General features: G+C 68.4%; 16 protein-coding genes. 8 read left to right on the forward strand and 8 right to left on the reverse strand.

Features of this window, described 5'->3' with window-relative positions; genetic code table 11:
- Window positions 1-40: 40 nt before the first annotated feature.
- The 5 genes from BMW26_RS06440 to BMW26_RS06460 all read left to right on the forward strand — a co-directional run bounded on the left by BMW26_RS06440 (window position 41) and on the right by BMW26_RS06460 (window position 4,102).
- Window positions 41-880 carry a DUF3097 domain-containing protein gene (locus tag BMW26_RS06440; protein WP_056278323.1) on the forward strand — a complete coding sequence of 280 codons (840 nt, stop codon included), beginning with the start codon at window positions 41-43 and terminating at the stop codon, window positions 878-880.
- A gap of 43 nt (window positions 881-923) precedes the next feature.
- Window positions 924-1,649: a tRNA (guanosine(46)-N7)-methyltransferase TrmB gene (trmB, locus tag BMW26_RS06445; protein ID WP_072591079.1), complete on the forward strand. Its 726-nt coding sequence runs from the start codon at window positions 924-926 to the stop codon at window positions 1,647-1,649.
- Complete coding sequence (locus tag BMW26_RS06450; RefSeq protein ID WP_072591080.1) at window positions 1,646-2,539, forward strand: CPBP family intramembrane glutamic endopeptidase; 894 nt, start codon at window positions 1,646-1,648, stop codon at window positions 2,537-2,539. Before trmB ends, BMW26_RS06450 begins: the two co-directional genes overlap by 4 nt.
- 28 nt (window positions 2,540-2,567) lie before the next feature.
- Complete coding sequence (locus BMW26_RS06455) at window positions 2,568-2,960, forward strand: DUF1304 domain-containing protein (protein ID WP_056278330.1); 393 nt, start codon at window positions 2,568-2,570, stop codon at window positions 2,958-2,960.
- Between the two features lie 65 nt (window positions 2,961-3,025).
- A complete protein-coding gene (locus tag BMW26_RS06460) occupies window positions 3,026-4,102 on the forward strand; it encodes a DNA polymerase IV (RefSeq protein WP_198032391.1) in 1,077 nt (358 codons plus the stop codon).
- Window positions 4,103-4,117: 15 nt separating this feature from the next.
- Here BMW26_RS06460 and BMW26_RS06465 read toward each other — a convergent pair whose 3' ends face one another.
- From BMW26_RS06465 to BMW26_RS06475, 3 genes are all read right to left on the reverse strand, one after another.
- Complete coding sequence (locus tag BMW26_RS06465; protein WP_072591081.1) at window positions 4,118-4,519, reverse strand: RidA family protein; 402 nt, start codon at window positions 4,517-4,519, stop codon at window positions 4,118-4,120.
- Window positions 4,520-4,607: 88 nt separating this feature from the next.
- On the reverse strand, window positions 4,608-7,169 hold the full coding sequence (locus BMW26_RS06470) for a X2-like carbohydrate binding domain-containing protein (protein ID WP_232224535.1): 2,562 nt from the start codon (window positions 7,167-7,169) through the stop codon (window positions 4,608-4,610).
- Window positions 7,170-7,258: 89 nt separating this feature from the next.
- Complete coding sequence (locus BMW26_RS06475; protein ID WP_072591082.1) at window positions 7,259-9,463, reverse strand: alpha-galactosidase; 2,205 nt, start codon at window positions 9,461-9,463, stop codon at window positions 7,259-7,261.
- 164 nt (window positions 9,464-9,627) lie between these two features.
- Between BMW26_RS06475 and BMW26_RS06480 the strand changes: the two genes are divergently transcribed.
- The 3 genes from BMW26_RS06480 (at window position 9,628) to BMW26_RS06490 (ending at window position 13,276) form a co-directional block, all read left to right on the forward strand.
- The gene (locus tag BMW26_RS06480; RefSeq protein WP_082297779.1) at window positions 9,628-10,602 is read left to right on the forward strand and encodes an ABC transporter permease; all 975 of its coding nucleotides are present in this window, start codon (window positions 9,628-9,630) and stop codon (window positions 10,600-10,602) included.
- Window positions 10,599-11,582 carry a carbohydrate ABC transporter permease gene (locus BMW26_RS06485; RefSeq protein ID WP_230100627.1) on the forward strand — a complete coding sequence of 328 codons (984 nt, stop codon included), beginning with the start codon at window positions 10,599-10,601 and terminating at the stop codon, window positions 11,580-11,582. Before BMW26_RS06480 ends, BMW26_RS06485 begins: the two co-directional genes overlap by 4 nt.
- A 65-nt stretch (window positions 11,583-11,647) precedes the next feature.
- Window positions 11,648-13,276: an extracellular solute-binding protein gene (locus tag BMW26_RS06490; protein ID WP_072591083.1), complete on the forward strand. Its 1,629-nt coding sequence runs from the start codon at window positions 11,648-11,650 to the stop codon at window positions 13,274-13,276.
- Between the two features lie 131 nt (window positions 13,277-13,407).
- On the opposite strand, the gene BMW26_RS06495 is transcribed toward BMW26_RS06490, so the two are convergent.
- From BMW26_RS06495 to BMW26_RS06515, 5 genes are all read right to left on the reverse strand, one after another.
- Window positions 13,408-14,574 carry an ROK family transcriptional regulator gene (locus BMW26_RS06495; RefSeq protein WP_083569309.1) on the reverse strand — a complete coding sequence of 389 codons (1,167 nt, stop codon included), beginning with the start codon at window positions 14,572-14,574 and terminating at the stop codon, window positions 13,408-13,410.
- On the reverse strand, window positions 14,574-15,578 hold the full coding sequence (locus BMW26_RS06500) for an acetylxylan esterase (RefSeq protein WP_198032393.1): 1,005 nt from the start codon (window positions 15,576-15,578) through the stop codon (window positions 14,574-14,576). The genes BMW26_RS06495 and BMW26_RS06500 overlap by 1 nt, the downstream gene beginning before the upstream one ends.
- A complete protein-coding gene (locus BMW26_RS06505; RefSeq protein ID WP_083569310.1) occupies window positions 15,568-17,991 on the reverse strand; it encodes a glycosyl hydrolase family 95 catalytic domain-containing protein in 2,424 nt (807 codons plus the stop codon). The genes BMW26_RS06500 and BMW26_RS06505 overlap by 11 nt, the downstream gene beginning before the upstream one ends.
- A 98-nt stretch (window positions 17,992-18,089) precedes the next feature.
- Window positions 18,090-19,067: a zinc-binding dehydrogenase gene (locus BMW26_RS06510; protein ID WP_072591085.1), complete on the reverse strand. Its 978-nt coding sequence runs from the start codon at window positions 19,065-19,067 to the stop codon at window positions 18,090-18,092.
- Window positions 19,068-19,111: 44 nt separating this feature from the next.
- Entirely contained in the window at window positions 19,112-19,534 is a 423-nt protein-coding gene (locus BMW26_RS06515) for an organic hydroperoxide resistance protein (RefSeq protein WP_053095718.1), read from the reverse strand.
- Between the last annotated feature and the right edge of the window lie 9 nt (window positions 19,535-19,543).

Below are 19,543 nucleotides of genomic sequence, written 5' to 3' on the forward strand. Positions count from 1 at the left end.
TAGCCGTTCGCCCTCAGCGGAGACACATACGCTGGATGGCATGGACGACAGGTACGGATCCGATGTGCTCGCTGCCGGCTGGAGGGAACGAGCAGCCAAGCCGGTGCCGCAGGTTCCCGCCGAGCTCGATCTCGTCGTCGAGGTGGCGCAGGACGGATTCTGCGGAGCGGTCACACGGGTGCAGGGCGGCAACGTCGAACTCGAGGACCGGGTGGGGCGCAAGCGCCTCTTCCCGCTCGGAGGCGGGTTCCTGATCGACGGATCACCGGTGCGGCTCACGGTCCCGGCCGCGAAGGAGCAGGGCCTCCGACGCACGGCATCCGGATCGTTCGTCGCCGCCGATCAACGAGCCAGGGTCGCGCTTCCCAGCCGGATCCTGGTCGAGGGCAAGCACGACGCCGAGCTGGTCGAGAAGGTATGGGGAGCGGACCTGCGGGTCGAGGGCGTCGTCGTCGAGTTCCTGCAGGGAGTCGACCTGCTCGACGAGCTGCTCGCCGCAGAGCCTCCCAGTGCATCGCGCCGCTACGGGGTCCTCGTGGATCACCTCGTGCCCGGGTCGAAGGAATCGCGCATCGCCGACGCCGTCGCCCGGGGTCCGCACGGCAGGCATGTGAAGATCGTCGGCCACCCGTTCGTGGATGTCTGGCAGTGCGTCACCCCTCGGGCTCTCGGTATCGCGAGATGGCCGGAGATCCCTCGGGGCACGGACTGGAAGACCGGGATCTGCCGCGCATTCGGGTGGCCGTACGAGACGCAGGCGGACACCGGTCGAGCCTGGCAGCACATCCTGTCGAAGGTGCACACCTACCGCGACCTCGAGCCGGCGCTCCTCGGTCGGGTGGAGGAGCTGATCGACTTCGTGACGGCACCCGCCTCCTGACCCGCGGTCGGTGGCGTTCAGCGCCGCCGACTACCCTGGAAGCATGCCCGAACCCCGCACCTTCCGCGACGAACCGGTCTCCTTCGTGCGCCGCAGCGGCCGGATGTCCGATGCTCAGGAGCGCGCGTTCGAAGAGCTCGGACCGCACTACCTCCTCGACGTGCCCCGCGATGTCGCCTGGACCTCGGTGCACCCGGAGGCGCGTCTCGATCCCGCCTCCGAGTACGGGCGGGATGCGGACCTGTACGTCGAGATCGGCTCCGGTCAGGGGCACGCCATCGTCGCCGCCGCATCGTCCCGCCCCGACGACGACTTCCTCGCGGTCGAGGTCTTCCGCGCGGGTCTCGCCAGGACCATGCTCGACGCCGACCGCGAAGGCGCTCGCAACGTCCGCGTGGTCGAGGCGAATGCGCCGGAGGTGCTCTCGTCGTACCTCCCCGAAGCGGCAGCGGCAGAGGTCTGGATCTTCTTCCCTGATCCGTGGCACAAGAAGAAGCACACCAAGCGCCGTCTCGTCCGCGAGGGGTTCGCCGACACCGCCGCTCGCGCACTCCGTGACGGCGGTCTGCTCCGCCTCGCGACCGACTGGGAGGACTACGCGCTGCAGATGCGCGAGGTGCTCGACGCGGAGCCTCTGTTCGAGCGCGCCTTCGACGGCGACTGGGCCGAGCGATTCGATGGACGCGTCATGACCGCATTCGAACGCAAGGGGATCGCCAAGGGGCGAGACATCCGCGATCTCGTGTATCGGCGGAAGTCGCGCGCGTGATCACCGCGCAGCGCATCTCGGCGACGTGGCCGGCGGTCGTCTCCGCGCTCCTCGTGTGCGCTGCGGCGCCGGCGTTCTTCGTGGTGCAGATCCCGTGGCTCGGCTGGGCGCTGCTCGCACTCGGCGTCGGGAGCGCGTGGCTCGTCGAGCGCCGTCTGCCGGTGACGGCGGATCAGACGGTGCGCGTGGGCACGCGTCGCGAGAGCGCCCGAGTCGTGGGGACCAGCCGTCAGCCCTCACTCACCAGGGACCTGTCCCTGATCGCCCTCGGCATGCTCATCGTCAGCGTGATCCCGCTCGCGGCAGAGCTCGACAACCTCGCGATGCTGCGGTTCACGCTCGCCCTCGGCGGCGCGGTGGCGGTTCCGTACGTCGTCTCCCGCTTCGTGTTCCGCGACCGGGCGATCGGCTTCCCCTGGCGGGCGCACCGCCGGTGGGGGCTCCTGCAGTGGGGCTGGCTCGTCGCCGTCCTGGTGCTCGGCTGGCTGATCCTGCCGTTCTACTTCATCACCAGCGGCGTCTATCAGAACTGGCCGGTCGTGGACTCGCCCGACCTCATCGCCCGGCTGTTCGTCGGCGTCGGAGCGGTCGGCATCTGGGACGAGCTGTTCTTCATCTGCACCGTCTTCGCCCTGCTGCGCAGGCATTTCCCCGACGCCCTCGCCAACGTGCTGCAGATGATCGTGTTCGTCTCATTCCTGTGGGAGCTGGGCTATCGCGAGTGGGGACCGCTGCTGACCATCCCGTTCGCGCTGCTGCAGGGGTTCATCTTCATTCGGACGCACTCGCTGGCCTATGTCGTCACGGTGCACCTGCTGTTCGATGCGGTGGTGTTCGGAGTGCTCGTGCACGCCCACAACCCCGGGCTTCTGCCGATCTTCCTGATCTAGCGCGAGCGGACATCGATACGATCGAGTCATGCTCATCGTCGGACTCGTCCTCGCCGCGGCCGCTGCCGCCTTCCACGTCTTCATCTTCGCGCTCGAGTCGCTGAGATGGACAGAGCCCGAGACGAGGAAGATCTTCGGCGTCGCGAGCGAGGCGGACGCCCTCACGACGAAGGCGCTCGCCTTCAACCAGGGCTTCTACAACCTGTTCCTCGCGCTGACCGCGCTGCTCGGCGTCGGCTTCGTGATCATCGGCTTCACAACGGTGGGACTGACTCTCGTGTTCGCCGGAACGGGGATGATGCTCGCCGCCGCACTGGTGCTGATCCTCTCCGATCGCACGAAGGCGCGTGCCGCGGTGATGCAGGGCACGCTGCCGCTCCTCGCCCTGATCGCGACCGCGATCGCCGTCTCGATCGGCTGATCTCGGTGATGCGCTGATCGTCTCCGAGGGGTGACAACTCGCTCGGCACGGGCCACACTCGGTGCATGACCGACTGGGTGCTGCACGTCGACATGGATCAGTTCATCGCTGCGGTCGAGGTGCTGCGCCGACCGGAGCTCGCAGGGCTCCCCGTGATCGTCGGCGGCCGGGGCGACCCGACGGAGCGCGCCGTCGTGTCGACGGCGTCGTACGAGGCGCGGAAGTTCGGCATCGGATCCGGCATGCCGCTGAAGATCGCGGCAGGTAAGGCGCCTGAGAACGCGGTCTTCCTGCCGGTGGACCACGACGCGTATGAGTCGGCCTCGACCGAGGTGATGTCGACACTGCGTGCGCTGCCCGGGGTGGTGCTCGAGGCCATCGGCTGGGACGAGTGCTTTCTCGGCGTGACCACGGACGACCCCGAGCAGACGGCGCGCAGCGCGCAGAACGCGGTGCTCGAGTCGACGGCACTGCACTGCTCGGTCGGCATCGGCGACAACAAGGTGCGGGCCAAGATCGCCACGGAGTTCGGCAAGCCCCGGGGTGTCTTCCGGCTCACCGCCGAGAACTGGTTCGACGTGATGGGAGACCGGCCTACTCGGGGCCTGTGGGGAGTCGGCCCGAAGGTTCAGAAGCGGCTCGCCACCCGCGGCATCACGACGGTCCGGGAACTCGCTGACGCGGACGAGGCAGAGCTCATCGCGGAGTTCGGACCGCGGATGGGCGTCTGGTACCACGGGCTGGGCTCGGGTCTCGGTCCGACCGTGGTCGACAGCACCCCATGGGTGGCCCGTAGCCACAGTCGCGAGATGACGTACCAGCAGAACCTCACGACGACTGCAGAGGTTCAGGCGGCGCTGACCGAACTGGCGGGGCAGGCCTTCGACGACTGCGCCGCCGAGGGGCGCCCGGTCGTCCGCGTGCATCTGAAGGTGCGCTATGCGCCGTTCGAGACCAAGACCTTCGGCCGCAAGTTGCCGGAGCCGACCACCCGGCGCGCGACGGTCATCGAGGCGGCACTTGCGCTCGGTGCCACGCTCGATCACGACCGGGAGGTCAGACTGCTCGGCGTCCGCGCGGAGATGGCCATGCCCGAGGGCGGTGACTCGGCCGAGCGGACCCCGGTGCGCGGAAGGATCTGAGTCGGCGCGCCGCGGTCATTCACGGATGACGGCGGCGATCGCGCTCACCTCGATCACTGCGCCCGGGACGCCGAGCCCGGCCACGAGGGCTGCGGTCACCAGCGGAGGGGCGCCATCACGGGCGAGCGTCGCTGCGACGGCACCGTAGGCGGCACGAAGATCGGCATCCTGGTGGATGTAGATCGTCCAGCTGATGACATCTTCGAGGCCTGCGCCCGCCGACTCGAGCGCGATCCGAGCGTTCTCGACCGCGCGGAGCGACTGCTCGGCGGCATCCGTCGAGACGAGCGCGCCCGTCTCATCGACGCCGTTCTGGCCGCCGACGTGGATCGTCGTGGCCCCGGGCGGGACGACGGCGACATGACTGAAGGCGGGGCTCACGACGAGTCCCGCCGGCTGTGCGAGTGTGATCTCCATCTGCAGAGTGTGCACCCGGGGGCGGACATCCGCGATAGGGTTCGTCGGCGGTGCATCGGGGCGGGCACGGGGCCCGCCCCGACGGGGATCAGCCGACCTTCTTGACCGTGTATCGGAACACGTCCGTGCGGAGCACGTCTCCCGACGTCTTCACGACCTTGATCGTGTGCTCGCCGTCCTTCAGCCCGGTCGCCTCGAACAGTGTCTGATTCGAGACGCGCGACTCGGCGTGGGTGTCGACGCTCTTCACCTTCTTGCCGTCGATGTACACATCGACGGCTCCCTGGTCGGGTGCCTTCGGGCCGAGCCACGCGACGCCGGTCCCGCGGAACGTGAACGACACGGAGTCGCCGTCGGCCGTGGTGGCGTGGACATCGTCGAGATGGTCTCCGGTGAACGCGAAGTCCAGCGTCGCGTCCCCCACCGGGAGTGCGGCGAGGTACGACGACTTCAGTGTGACCGTCGATCCGGACAGCGTGTAGTCGGCGTCGCGCTCGAGCGGCTCACCGCCGAGGCTGATCGAGGAGAGCTCGCTCGGGTCGCGCAGCACATCGACCGTCACGTCGGCGGGAGCGGCCTTGTTGAACGCACCCGAGGTCGTGCTCAGCTGGCTGTCGAGAGTGACGACGAGCTTGTCGAGCAGCATGAAGGATCCGGACTTCTTGACCACCCGCAGGGTGTGACTTCCGCTCGCGAGATCGGCGACGGCGTAGACCACCTGCTGGGAGAGGCGCCCGTCGGCCGCGGGCAGCGAGGTGTCGACGGTCTCGACCAGCTGTCCGTCGAGGTAGACCTCGACCTCGCCCTGCGATTCGTGCTTCTCGGTGACGTACTGGATCCCGGTTCCCTGGAACGTGTACTCGAAGGCCGCTCCGTTCGTCTCGACGTAGTGGACGTCGTCGCCGTGGTCGCCCAGCCCGCGGTTGTTGCTGTCGCCCCAGGACCCGCTGTAGCCGATGCGTGAATCGTCGTCGTTCAGGGTCACTGTCAGCCCGGTGGCGGGCGGTTCGGGCGTGCCTCCACCCGGGGTGTCGGACACCGCGACGGTGAAGGGCTGCGATGTCGCAGGCACCTCGTTGCCGTCGTTGCGCACCCACGCCCCGTCGTAGCCGACCCGCAGCGAGTCGTCGTTGACGGTGAGTGCCGCCTGCTTCGCGGGCGTCACCTTCAGAAGGCGCACGCCGTGGATCGGCACGCTCTCGGCGGTGAAGCCCTCCGCTTCCGATCCCAGGTTCTTGCCGGCCCAGAGATCGCGGACCTTCGCGGAGCCGTCGAGTCCGATGTCGGACCAGTCGACCGTGATGTCGGCGTCTGCACGGCCCAGGTTGTACAGCGCCACGGTGTAGGTGCCATCCGGGTTCAGTGCGTACCAGACCTGCTGCTTCGTGGCCGTCGAGACGGGGCGAGCGGGCACGCCTGCCTGGTTCACGGCGATGACCTCGCGGTTGGTGATCAGCTCGAGCCCGTACTCGTCGAGGTTCGTCAGATCGTTGCCCAGGTACATCGGCGCCGCGGAGGTCGCCCAGAGCGTCGTCGCGGTGCGGCGTTCGTCGCGCGTGAGGCCGTCCATCTTCCCGTTGCCCACGTTGAGGGAGTCGAGGTCGTTCCAGCCTGCGGGCCCGGCGTGGCGCCACCAGTCCGAGAGCCTCGGGAACAGGCGAGCGACGTTCTCCCAGGTGGTCAGGGCCTCATCGCCGCAGTAGCATTCGACGTCCCAGTCGATGCGCCAGCCGTCTGCATACTGCTTCCAGTAGTCCGCGTAGTCGATGTCGACGGCCCAGGAGAGCTCGAACCAGATGTCGTTGCGGTCGAGCGCCCGAGACCAGGCGGCGACCTCCTCGCGGGCGTCCATCGACAGGTCGCTGATTCCGGAGCCGGGGGTGACGCTGTCGAACTTGATGAAGTCGACTCCCCATTCGCCGAGCAGATCGGCGATCGAGTCGATGTACTTCTCGGTGCAGGGGTTGTCGAAGTCGAGTCGGTACCCGAAGCCCCAGTAGTCGCCCTGCTGGAGAGGCTGCTTGAGCAGATTCTCGGTCGTGCAGCCGGGAGCGCCGTAGATCGGGAGCGCCTTCTGCGCCGTCTCGAGGCTCATCCCGGGAATCAGATACAGACCCACCTTCTGGCCGTTGTCGTGCACGTGGTCGATCACCGCGTCGAGCCCGTCGGGGAACAGCGTCGTGCTGGGAATGGGGCGTCCGTACTCGTCCTGGCCTCCGTTCCAGCCGGCGTCGATGTTGATGTAGTCGTAGCCGTAATCCTGGAGCTTGTCATGCATGGCATCCGACTGAGCCATGATCTGATCGGCGGTGATCCACTGGCCTCCTTCGTACACCTGCATGCTGTAGCTGCTCCAGCCCATGTAGGGGGCGGTCGATCGGTTCGAGATGCCGTCTTCGGTCTCGTCCGCAGGCGTGCGCGTCGCATCCGCCGGTGGCTCCTGCTCCGGGGTGCTCGAGGGAGCAGGTTCCGGTGCCGGCTCTTCAGTCGGTGCCGGCTCTTCGGTCGGTGCCGGGTCGTCCGTCGGCGCGGGAGCCGTCGTCGGCGTCGTCTCCGGCGCCGGAGTCGGTTCCGGTGTCGCCTCGGTGGCCCAGCTCGCGCCAGGTGCCAGAGCGAGGACGATCGCTGTCGCGGCGAGTGCCGCGGTCAACGAGGCCGCTCTCCTTCTCTGTCGGTGTGCGTTCATTGCTTTCCTCTCGTTCGACTGCTCTGTCGGGGGATGGGAAGGAGGTGTGACCGTCAGCCGTCTGCGCGCCTGATCTCGATGAGCATCGCCTGCTGCGGATTGAGCGTCGGCAGGGGGACGCCGGCGGTGACGAGGACGGACCCCGGCATCTCGACCGGGACGGCGACGGCGGCCGTCACCCACTCGGGGTCTCCACCGTGTCTGCTCGACGCGCCGAGATCTTCGCGGATCCGGACGGTGTACGGCGCAGCGGCATCCAGTCCGGGAAAACGCACCCGACCGGACTGACCCGATGCCGATGTCGTGAACCGGCTCCAGGTGAACAGCGCTTCGGATGCGTCTCGGGCCACGATTCCCGAGAGTGATGTCGCGGGATCCGCGAGGTCCGCGTTGACGACGCGACCGCTGTGCAGCAGCTCGCGGAATTCGCGGTACATCGCGGTCCAGCGGGCGATCGCCGCCAGCTCGCCGTCGTCGACGACGGTGAGGTCCTGCTCGATGCCGGCGTGCGCGGTCAGCGACGTCGCCAGACGGAACGACAGATCGGTGGTGCGGGCCGTGGTGTGCGATCGCGCGGAGCCGAGGTGGGAGCCGATGAGTTCGGGAGGCACGAGGCTGCGCGTCCACCGCTCGATCTGGACGCGTTCGACCGGATCGTTGCAGTCCGAGGCCCAGACACGATCGGTGCGGTCGAGGATCCCGAGGTCGATGCGTCCGCCGCCGCCCGAGCATGTCTCGATCTCGAGCCCCGGGTGCCGCGAGCGCAGCTCGTCGAGCAGGCGGTAGAGCGCGGCGGTCTGCCGGTGGACGCTGGGCCTGTCCCCATCGCCGCCGCGACTGACCGCTTCGAGAAGATCGCGGTTGTGATCCCATTTCAGGTAGTCGATCGAGTGCTCGCGCACGAGAGCGTCGAGACGCGCGAGAAGGTAGTCGTACGCCTCGGGGCGCGCGATGTCGAGAACGTGCTGCGACCGGGATTCCGGGCCGAGGCCCTCGGCCGGACCCAGTACCCAGTCCGGGTGGGCGCGCGCGAGATCGGAGTCGAGATTGATCATCTCGGGCTCGAACCAGAGACCGAACTGCATCCCCTGAGCACGCACGACATCGACGAGGGGCCCGAGTCCGTCCGGCCACACCTCATCGTCGACGAACCAGTCGCCCAGGCCGGCATCCGCTTCGCGGCGTCCGCGGAACCAGCCGTCGTCGAGCACGATGCGCTCGACCCCCACCTCCGCCGCACGCTCGATCAGCGCGGTGAGGCGCTCGAGGTCGTGGTCGAAGTAGACCGCCTCCCAGGTGTTGAGCACCAGGGGTCGCGGCGAGCGCGGATGCGTCGGACGCGCGCGCAGGCGCCCGTGGAGTCGGTCGCTGATGGCGTCGAGTCCGCTGTCGGACCAGAGGAACAGCGCGGTCGGTGCGTCGTAGCGGTCGCCGTCTTCGAGGATGATCTCGCCCGGGTGGAGCTCCTCGCCGGCTCCGATGACCGAACTGAACACGCCAGCGCCCTCGGGAAGGCGCTCGGCGAGGTACTGCTGTTCACCGCTCCACGCGAGGTGCACGGCCCAGATCTCTCCGTGCCGGAAGCCGAATCCGGCGGTTCCGGCCGCGAGCAGGAAGGGCGAGTCGTGTCCCGGCTTGCCGCGGTGCGCGGCGCGACGGTGGGTGCCGAAGCCGAAGGGCGAACGCTGCGGGGAGCGCTCACGGCACCACTTCCCGGTGAAGTCGAGGATCTCGGTCGCGCGCTCGGGGAGCGGAAGCAGCGACAGCACGGCGCCCACCGTGTAGGGGGTCCGACCGATGCGCGGACTGAGGGCGGAGTCGCGTGCGAGGGACGTGTCGACCGCGAGAACTCCGTGCGGGTCGAGGTGATATGCGAGTTCGGTGCGGATGCCGCTGATCGTGTCGTCGAACCGGAGGACGATGCGCCCGCCGACGCCGTCGGACGGGATCTCGACATCGTGTCCCACGAGTCGAGGTCGGGGGGTCGTGGCGCGTCCGCTCGCGTGACCGGAGAGAGCTGCGGTTCCCGACCAGCCCTCGTGCTCGGTGGGCAGTGCGGAGAAGGCACGCGGGATGTCGGGGGAGTTGTTCAGCTGGGCGGGCCCGGCCGTGAGGGCGAGCGCCGAGACGGCTGCGGGATCGAGGTCTCCGAGGTCCGCGCCCCAGTGCAGCACACGGGGGATCGGGTCGGAGATGTGGACGATGAAGGCGGCACCAGCGGCGCGGAGTGCGACGACGGTGTCTGCACGGGAAGTCATGGGATGAGACCCTCCGGTAGTTACTTGACAACGTCAATAAATCACGTTTGAGATGGACGTGCAAGCGATCCCTCGAAATCGCCGACCGGAAATCGAGCGTTTACTTTTTCGGCTCGGCGTGATTTTATTACGACGTAAAGTAATCCTGCCCTGGGAGGGCGATCATGAAGCTCAGTGCTGAGCACGCACCACCGGTCGAGATCTCGCCGCCGAGTCCTCGACGCACCGACGCACGTTCGCGATTCGTCCGCAGCCTGCGCCGCTACTGGCAGCTGTACCTGCTGCTGCTCCTGCCCGTCATCTGGTTCATCGTGTTCCGATACGTGCCGATGGCCAACGCGGTCATCGCGTTCAAGAACTACAACCCCATCGACGGCGTGTGGGGGAGTCCCTGGGTGGGATTCGACAACTTCACCGCACTCTTCCGCAACCCGGTGTTCCCCAAGCTCATCGGCAACACGTTCATCCTCGCGGTCTACACCCTCATCGCGAGCTTCCCGCTGCCGATCATCCTCGCGATCCTGCTCAACGAGGTCCGACTGCGGTTCTTCACCCGCACGGTCCAGCTCGTCACGTACGCGCCGTACTTCATCTCCACCGTCGTGATCGTGTCGATGACGATCCTGCTGCTGTCTCCACGCGTGGGCATCCTGGGCCGGACGCTGAGCTTCTTCGGCGCAGGTCAGGTCGATCTGCTGGCGAGCGCCGACTTCTTCCGGCACATCTATGTGGCGACAGACATCTGGACGACCACCGGGTACTCCGCGGTCATCTACCTCGCCGCCCTCGCGTCCGTGGACACCTCCCTCTACGAGGCCGCCAAGATCGACGGCGCATCACGGCTGCAGAAGATCTGGTACGTCGACCTGCCGTCCCTGCTGCCGACAGCGACGATCATCCTGATCCTCGGGGTCGGCAACATCATGGCGATCGGGTTCGAGAAGGCGTTCCTCCTGCAGAACGCACTGAACCTCTCGACGTCGGAGATCATCCCGACGTACGTCTACAAGACCGGCATCCTGAACGCCAACTTCAGCCTCGGAGCCACCATCGGACTCTTCAACGCCGTCATCAGCCTCGTGCTCCTGCTCGTCGTCAACGGCATATCCAAGCGAGTGACAGGAAGTGGGCTGTGGTGAGCACCGTGATCAGAGAGCAGCCCCTGCTCACCGAGGAGATCGTCGTCGGATCGGGCTCAGGGCGCGGCCGCCGCCGACGGGACCCCGTGGCCTCCGGGGTGAAGGTGAAGGAGACCAGAGCGGATCGCGTCTTCGTGATCGCCGCCTACCTGCTGTTGACGGTCTTCCTGCTCGTCGTGCTCCTGCCGCTGCTGAACATCGTCGCCAGCTCGTTCTCCAGCCCTCAGGCGGTGTCATCCGGCCGGGTGCTGTTCTGGCCCGTCGACTTCACCCTCCGTGGGTACACCGAAGCTCTCAACAACCCCGCGATCCTCCGCGGATTCGGCAACTCTGTGTTCTACACCGTGGTCGGCACGATCATCAGCGTCGCCGGCACGGTCGCCATCGCGTATCCGCTGTCCCGGGCGAACCTGTTCGGGCGCAAGACCCTCACCGGCGGCGTCGTCTTCACGATGCTGTTCTCCGGCGGAGTGATCCCGATGTACATCGTCGTCCAGTCGCTCGGCCTGCTCGACACCCGATGGTCGATGCTCCTCCCGAACGCGATCGGCGTCTGGCAGGTGATCATCGCGATGGTCTACTTCCGCTCGTCGATCCCCGACGAGGTCTACGAGGCGGCACAGCTCGACGGTGCGAGCGAACTCCGCATCCTCTGGACCATCGTGCTGCCGCTCGCCAAGCCGCTGCTCGCGGTCATCGCGCTGATGTACGCGATCATGCAGTGGAACTCGTACTTCGACGCGCTGCTCTATCTGCGTGACGCCGACCTGCAGCCGCTGCAGCTCGTGCTGCGAGGCATCCTCATCCTCAACGACGGCGGAGGCGGTGGCGACCTGGCCGCCCAGCTCGAACGTCGAGAGCTCGCCGACCTGCTCAAGTACTCGACCGTCATCATCGCCACCGTGCCGATGCTGATCGTGTACCCGTTCGTCGCGAAGCACTTCAGCAAGGGGATCATGGTCGGCGCCGTCAAGGGCTGACCACTCCTCTCACAGACCCACCACACACACCCGCACACCTGAACCGGTCAAAGGAGATTCCGGCAATGACACACTGCATCACACGAGGCGCGATCGCGGCGGTCACCGTCGTCGCGACGGGACTGGCGCTCGCCGCCTGCACCCCGGCGAGCGACGACAACGGCCAGCTCGTCGCATTCGGCCCGCAGGGCGAGAACGGCTCGCTCAAGGACAATCTGTTCACCCAGGAGGTCGAGAAGAAGTTCGACATCGACTTCGACTGGCAGACCACGACCTACGACGGCAGCGTCGCGGGGGAGAAGCGACAGATCTCGCTCGCCAGCGGCGACTACCCCGACGCGTACTTCCTCGTGCCGTGGGTCGACGGATTCTCGCGCAATGAGATCCTCAAGTACGGGCAGCAGGGGGTGCTCGTGCCCCTCGAAGACCTCATCGACGAATACGCCCCCAACCTCGCCGAGCGATTCGAGGAGAAGCCCGATTGGAAGCAGTCGGTCACCGCGCCTGACGGCCACATCTACGCGATCACCCAGTGGAGCGAGTGCTTCCACTGCAGCTACCCGTCGAAGCTCTGGATGAACACGACCTGGCTCGACGCCCTGGGACTCGAGCAGCCGACCACCACCGAGGAGCTGCGCACGGTGCTGCGCGCCTTCAAGGACGGCGACCCGAACGGCAACGGCGCCGCCGACGAGGTGCCGCTGAGCGGCTCGGCGTCGGAGCCGATCATCAACTATCTGATGAACGCCTTCACCTATGCGCCGGTCGGCGGACCCTCGAGCCCGCCGCCTCTCGTGCTCGACGGCGATGAGGTCGCGCTGAACGCCACCTCGGACAGCTGGCGGGCGGGGCTGGAGTACATCACGTCGCTGGCGCAGGAAGGGCTGCTCGACACCGGGGCGTTCACGCAGAACGGCGACGCCCTCAAGGCGCTCGGAGACAGCGGGGACGCGCAGATCCTCGGCTCCGCCGTCACGCTGCACCCGTACGTGTTCGTCTCGGCGGACTCTCCTGACGGACGTGACAAGAACTACGACGCGGTCGCGCCGATCGCGGGTCCGGACGGCACTCAGCTCGCCACGTGGCGGTCGCCGGTGAATCCGGTGGGAACGTTCGCGCTGACCAACAAGTCGACCGAGGACGAGCGCATCGAGGCCATCAAGCTGCTCGACTACCTCGCGACGGACGAGGGCCAGATCCGCGCGTCGATGGGACCGGAGGGGGAGGCGTGGGTGCCCGCGGTCGACGGCGACCTCGCGCTCGACCCCGAGCTCGAGCCGACATTCCGTCCCATCACGTATGACGAGACCTCCAACGCCGCGTGGCGTTCGATGTCGCAGTACTGGGACTCGCTGGAGTTCCGCAACGCCCAGGTCGTGCCGGAGGACATCTACACGCCCGACGGATACGAGCGACGTCTGCTCTACGCGACGCAGGAGTACGAGCCCTTCCAGCCCGACGAGAGCGTGATCTTCCCGATCGAGAAGCTGTGGCCCGACCTCGAGACCTCGGCCGAGCTCGCGGAGCTGCAGACGAACATCGCCACCTACATCACGCAGGCTCAGGCGGAGTTCGTCACGGGGCAGCGCGACATCACGGACGACGGCGCGTGGGACGCGTACGTCGCCGACATCGAGGGCCTCGGGCTCGCACGCTACCTGGAGCTGCTGCAGACCGCGTACGACGCACTCTGATCGACACGGGATGCGCGGGACGGATCATCCGTCCCGCGCATCTCTGCGCTGCGGACCGTGGCGGGCTGGGCGCGAGAAGGGGACGGATGCCGATGGCATCCGTCCCCTTCTCTTCCGCTCGTCCCGAACGGTCAGCGCACGAGCGACTGGATGGCGGCGGCGGATGCGCCTCGCGCCCAGTCCTCGAAGGTGTGCGGACGGGTCAGGATGCGGCAGCGCGCCGCAGCGCCGAACGCGTGCGCCTCGAACGCGTCGTGCAGGGTCTTCTCGAACAGGTCGAAGTCCGAGACGCCCTCGCCGCCGATGATGACGACCTCGGGACCGGTGAGGTTCACGAGGGTGGCGATGGCCGTGCCGATGAGGCGGGCCGCTTCGCGGAACGCGGCGTCGGCGTCGGCGTCTCCGGCGTGGGCGAGAGCCACGGCTTCATCGATCGCGACCGGCCGGCCGAGGGCACCGGAGACCGCCGCCTCGATCGCTCCGGTCGAGGCGGCGGCCTCGACGCAGCCGCGACGCCCGCACGGGCACACGAGTGCCGGATCGGCGAGCGGCAGGTGCCCGATCTCGCCCGCGACACCGAACGCGCCGCTCACGACCTCTCCGTTGAGGTGCAGTCCGCTGCCGATCCCGCGTCCGATGGTGACGATCGCGAACGAGGCGGTGCCGAGCCCGACACCGAACCAGTGCTCTCCGATCGTCAGCGCGTGCACGTCGTTCTCGAGCGTGACGGGCCAGGGGAGGCGCTCCTGGAGCAGGTCGCCGAGCGGCACGTCCGCCCACCCCATGATGTTCGACTCGCGCACGATCCCGGTGATGCTGTCGACGTCACCCGACACCGACACTCCGACTCCCGCGATGGCCGACGCGCTCTCGCCGAGCTCGGCCGCGAGCGCGGCGACGACGTCGGAGATGGCGTCGATGACGGTGTGCGGATCGTCGGCGGGAAGCGCACGACGAGTGCTGGCGAGCACGGTCGTGGCGAGATCGGTCGCGACGGCGATGATCTCGTCGACGTTGACCTTGACGCCGATCATGACCATCGACTCGAGGACGATGGAGACAGGGCTCACCGGGCGTCCGGGGGTGCCGTCGCGATGCGAGGCGGGCGGCGCGTCGACGAGGCCGGCCGCGACGAGCGGGGCCACCGCCTTCGTGACGGCGGCCTGGGAGAGCCCCGTCTGGCGGGCGATGTCGATCCGGCTGATGGGACTGCGCGTCAGGATCGTCTCGAAGACCCGTGATCCCGCGTCGGACGCCGAGCGGATCAGGGTGGTTCGCGCTGCGGTGTCGTGGTCCATCAGGTCCTTCGTGTCGTGTCGGCTATCGTAGCGAATCCGCCGTGAGGCGGTCGGCTGTGCAGGCCCAGGTGCTCGGCCGCGAACTCCAGGGCGTTCTCCTCGTCGAGGTCTCCGCCGGCCTCGTGCCCGTTGTGCGGCCACAGGACCACGGTCTTATGGCCGCCGTACGCGGCGAATGCGGGCAGCACGGTCTCGGGCGGCGCGATGCCGTCGAGGAGTCCCGAGCTCAGCAGAGCCGGGGCCGTCGCACGCTTCGCGTGGTTGATCCCGTCGAAATATCGGAGCGTCTCGAGAGCCGCTGCGGCGTCGCCGCGCCGATCCGCGAAGTACTGGGTGAGCAAGGTGTACGGGTGCTCGGTGCTCAGCGTGGCGGCCCGGTCGAGTTCGCAGAGGAAAGGTGCCTGCACGATCGCGACGGCGAGGTCGGGGACCAGGCCGGCGATCGCGAGCGCGATTCCGCCTCCCTGGCTCGCGCCCACCGCGCCCACGCGATCCGCGTCGACGACGTCGACGGCGCGGAGCGCGTCGACGGCTCGCACGGCATCCGCATACACCCTGCGGTAGTAGTACTCCTGAGGCGAGCGGATGCCGCGGGTGAGGAAGCCGCCGGCCGACGGACCGCCGTCGGCATGATCGTCATCGGTGTCGCCGTGTCCCTGTCCCCGCGCGTCCACCACCAGGTGCGCGTAGCCCGCGGCAGCCCACCGCAGATCGCGCAGGGCATGACCTCGGCCGTTGCCGTAGCCGAAGAACTGCACGAGCCCGGGGAGGGGCTCCGTGGCACCGTGCGGCACGCGCAGCCAGGCATGGACCGGTGTTCCGCCGTACCCGCGGAACGACACGTCGTACACGTCTATCTGAGTGAGACGCGTGGGCATCGGGGTCACGGAGAGGTCGAGCGGAAAGCTCCGAGTGCGAGCGATCGTGTCCGCCCAGAAGGCATCGAAGTCATCAGGCTCGGTCTGCGTGGTGGGGGCGACGACATCACGCACCTCACCGCGCACGGGACTCCTCCTGGTCGGCCGACGCGGAGAAGAGAAGATCATGATCGGCGAAATCGATCCGAGCGCCCGTCGGCACAGCGATGATCGCCTCCCGCTCGCCGTTCGAGACGGAGACCTCCCTGTCGCGCTCGCCGGGGTTGCGGAGAGCACCCGAGATCACCCGCCCGTCCGCCCAGGCGAGGTCGAGCACGAGGCCAGGTCGCACGGCGATGCCCTGGACGTCTCCGTGGGTCCAGGATGCGGGGAGCGCGGGAAGCAGACGCACTGTGCCGCCGTGGCTCTGCACGAGCATCTCGGTGATCGCGGCGGGGAATCCCAGGTTGCCGTCGATCTGGAAGGGCGGATGCGTGCTGAAGAGGTTGGGGAGCAGGCCTCCCCACTCCGAGCCGTCGACGGGCCCGTGCCGCGTGGCGTCGCCGTCGAACGGCGTCAGCGCCTCCTCGAGCAGCGACGCGGCGATGTCGCCCTGCCGTGCCCTGGCACGCAGTGCCACCTTCCACGCCCAGGACCAGCCCATGGCTCCCGGCCCGCGTGCGTCGATGAGCGCCACAGACGCGTCGAACAGCTCCGGAGTCCGCTCGGGCGTCACCTGGTCGAGCGGGAAGAGTCCGACCACGGGGGAGAGGTGCCGGTGCAGCGGTTCATGCTCGTCGACCTCTTCGGACCATTCGAGCAGTCGGCCGTCGGAGCCGATGCGCAACGGAGCGAGGGCTGCCAGCGCCTCGCGCACCTCGGCTTCCAGTGCGTCGTCGATGCCGAGTCGGCGGATCGCGACGAGCGCGCGCTCGAAGAGCGAGCCGATGAGGCTGAGATCCGACGTCGCGGTCAGGCCGAGCGGCGTCGGCAGACCGTCGGCGGCCACATAGGAGTTCTCGGGGGCCGTCGACGGCGAGGTGTGCAGGTGCCCGTCGGGGCCCGGAGTCAGCCAGTCGAGGCAGAACTCCACCGCGCCCCGCATCAGCGGCCAGATGCGAGCGCGGAGCAGCTCATCGTCTCCACCGAACTCGTACGCGTCCCAGAGGTTGTGGGTGAGCCAGACTCCGCCCATCATCCAGATCGCCCAGCTCGCCGCCCCGTGCCCGTCGCCGACCGGCAGGCTCCACCCCCAGACGTCGCTGTTGTGATGGGCGACCCATCCGCGCGTTCCGTACAGCTCCCTGGCGGTGTCGGAGCCGGTGCGGGCGAGGCGCTCGACGAGGGAGATCAACGGCTCGAGGACATCAGGATCGAGCAGCATCGGCGCCGCCCAGTAGTTCATCTCGGTGTTGATGTTGATCGTGTAGTTCGACGACCAGGCCGGTTGCAGCTGGTCGTTCCAGATCCCCTGCAGGTTGGCCGCAGGGCTGCCGGCACGAGAGCTCGACGCGAGGAGGTACATCCCGAATTCGGCGGCGATCGTCGCGCGGAGCAGGGGGTCGGAGCCGCGGAGAACGTCGCGATCGACGCTCCACTCGCCCTCACGCCGACTGCCGATCGCGAATCGCGCCCGAGTCATGCGGCGCCGGTCGGCGACGTGCTCGGCGAGGAGAGACGAGGCGTCGCGCTGAGCCGCGGCCTCCGCCCTCTCTCGTGCGCGATCCCGGATCGCCTCGCGTGAGGCGGTCCGCCAGTCCCCGTCGGCGTCGGCCCACCACGACCCGGCGCGCGACGAAGTGGACAGGGCGATCAGCAGGCGGCGGGTATGGCGGACGACGGTGTGATCGTCGCGGCGACCCACCTCGCCATCCGTGTCGAGGGAGACGGCGACGGCCGCGTAGGCGTCGAACTCGGCATCGTCGTCGGCATAGCGCAGGGGGTCGACGGAGTCCTCGTGCAGCGGGGCGCCGTCGATCGGAACCTGCACATCCAGCACGAGCGCGTCGGACGCGTCGACGACGCGACCGCGGAGCGGGGTGGACAGCTCGATGGTGGTCTCGAACTCGTGGTCCGAGGTGAGCTCGATGATCAGGGCGCGAGCCGGAGCCGAGACCCAGGACCGTCGCGTCACGCGGCCGGCGGGGGTGCGCAGTGACTCGACGAGGGTCGCCCTGTCGAGATCGAGGACGCGAGCGGGGACGGTCTCATCCGATCGAGCATCGGCCACGCGCACGAGCAGATCGGCGAGAGGGAGGAACTCCTGCGAGTAGGGGCCCTCGAACGCCATCAGCAGCTCCTCCGCCCGGCGCACGTCGGCGGCAGCGAGGGCCTCACGGACGGCCGCGAGCCGTTCGGGACCGGCACCCCCGTCACGCACCTTCTGCAATGCGCGCGCGGGGCCGTCGGGCGTTCCCGACCAGATCGTCGAGTCGTTCAGCTGATAGTGGCCGTCGGAGCCGCCGAACGCCATCGCCCCGATGCGGCCGTTGCCGAGGGGCGTCGCCTCCTCCCAGCGGGTGGCGGGGGCGTCCCAGGTGAGGCGCAGGGTGTCGGTCATCGCACTCCGGTGTGTTCGATCGATCTCGATGTCACCGTCAGCGTAGGCGGCATTAATTGCCGCTGTCAAGTAATCCGACCGCCCTGCGCCTGACCAGGTCAGAACTGCAGGAGGACCTTGCCCACCCGGCCCGCGGTGTTGCTTGCGCGGACTGCCTCTGCGGCATCCGCCGCATCGAAGACGCCGGCGACGGGCAGGGTCAGCGTGCCGTCGCTGACGCGCTGGATCAGTTCGCCGAACAGGGCGCCGCGCGTGCCGGCATCCATGGTCTGGATCACCTTGCTGCCCCAGAAGCCCTTGACGGTCGCCTGCTTGAAGATGACGTCGCCCGAGGCGATCTCCATCGTGGGGGAGTTCATGGCACCGAACGCGACGAGAGTGCCACCCTCGCTGAGGAGCGACAGGACGTCGCCGGCCGACGAGCCGCCTACCGAGTCGATGCCGAAGGCGACGTGCGCGCCACCGGTGATCGCGGCGACCTGCTCGCGCCAGTCGTCCGCATCCGTGGAGACCACGTTCTCGATGCCCTGCTCGCGCAGTTCATCGACCCCGGCCGAGCGCCGGACGAGCCCGATGACGTTGACGCCACGAGCGGCGCCGAGCTGTGCCAGCATGCGACCGACCGCGCCGTTCGCCGCGTTCTGGACGATCCAGTCGCCCTTCTCGGCGCCCAGGAAGTGCAGCAGGCTGATGGTGCTGAACGGCATCGACACGAGCTGCGCGGCGCTCTCGTCGCTGAGCGACTCCGGCACGGGGATGAGGCCCGCGGCGTTCGCGACGACGTACTCCGCCCAGGCGCCGAAGGTGCCGCCCGTCGCGACGCGCTGACCGACGGAGAGATCGTCGACACCCTCGCCGAGAGCATCCACGATTCCCAGAGCCTCGGTGCCCGAAGCTGCCGGGAGCTCCGGCTTGAACCCGTAGGTGCCGCGGATCGTCCACAGGTCGTGGTTGTGGATGGGGGAGAGGACGATCTTCAGTCGGACCTGGCCGGGGCCGGGCTCCGGCGTCGGACGCTCGGTGACGGTGAGGACCTCTTCGGGTTCGCCGAAGGTCTCGTGGGTGAGGGCGCGCATGATGTTCTCCTTGTGGGATCGGTCGTGGTGGAGGTCGAGCGGGATCAGTCGTCGGAGACGGTGATCGCGACGTCGATGTTGCCGCGCGTCGCGTTGGAGTACGGGCAGACCTGGTGGGCGGCGTCTGCGAGCGCCTGAGCCTGCTCGTGCGGAAGGTCGGGGATGACGACCTCGAGCTGCACGGCGAGGCCGAATCCGCCCTCGCCGTTCGACCCGATCTGCACGCGGGCCCCGACCGACGAATCGGTGATCTTCACCTTCTGCGCACGCGCGACGGTCTGCAGCGCGGAGTGGAAGCAGGCGGCGTACCCGGCCGCGAACAGCTGCTCGGGGTTGGCGCCGTCGCCGCTGCCGCCCATCTCCTTCGGGATGGCGAGGTCGAGGTCGAGTCGGCCCTCGCCTGTGGTGACGCGGCCGTTTCGTCCGGCTCCGGTGGCGAGTGCTTCGGCGGTGTAGAGAGCGTCCATCGTGTGGAC

The organism is Microbacterium sp. 1.5R, from assembly GCF_001889265.1.
Lineage (GTDB): Bacteria > Actinomycetota > Actinomycetes > Actinomycetales > Microbacteriaceae > Microbacterium.

Excerpts from the sequence above, each read along its gene's own strand:
- BMW26_RS06440 (WP_056278323.1), top strand. The coding sequence starts at position 41 with ATGGACGACAGGTACGGATCCGATGTGCTCGCTGCCGGCTGGAGGGAA.
- BMW26_RS06505 (WP_083569310.1), bottom strand. The coding sequence starts at position 17,991 with ATGACCGACACCCTGCGCCTCACCTGGGACGCCCCCGCCACCCGCTGG.
- BMW26_RS06490 (WP_072591083.1), top strand. The coding sequence starts at position 11,648 with ATGACACACTGCATCACACGAGGCGCGATCGCGGCGGTCACCGTCGTC.
- BMW26_RS06515 (WP_053095718.1), bottom strand. The coding sequence starts at position 19,534 with ATGGACGCTCTCTACACCGCCGAAGCACTCGCCACCGGAGCCGGACGA.
- BMW26_RS06495 (WP_083569309.1), bottom strand. The coding sequence starts at position 14,574 with ATGGACCACGACACCGCAGCGCGAACCACCCTGATCCGCTCGGCGTCC.
- trmB (WP_072591079.1), top strand. The coding sequence starts at position 924 with ATGCCCGAACCCCGCACCTTCCGCGACGAACCGGTCTCCTTCGTGCGC.
- BMW26_RS06475 (WP_072591082.1), bottom strand. The coding sequence starts at position 9,463 with ATGACTTCCCGTGCAGACACCGTCGTCGCACTCCGCGCCGCTGGTGCC.
- BMW26_RS06460 (WP_198032391.1), top strand. The coding sequence starts at position 3,026 with ATGACCGACTGGGTGCTGCACGTCGACATGGATCAGTTCATCGCTGCG.
- BMW26_RS06510 (WP_072591085.1), bottom strand. The coding sequence starts at position 19,067 with ATGCGCGCCCTCACCCACGAGACCTTCGGCGAACCCGAAGAGGTCCTC.
- BMW26_RS06480 (WP_082297779.1), top strand. The coding sequence starts at position 9,628 with ATGAAGCTCAGTGCTGAGCACGCACCACCGGTCGAGATCTCGCCGCCG.
- BMW26_RS06455 (WP_056278330.1), top strand. The coding sequence starts at position 2,568 with ATGCTCATCGTCGGACTCGTCCTCGCCGCGGCCGCTGCCGCCTTCCAC.
- BMW26_RS06465 (WP_072591081.1), bottom strand. The coding sequence starts at position 4,519 with ATGGAGATCACACTCGCACAGCCGGCGGGACTCGTCGTGAGCCCCGCC.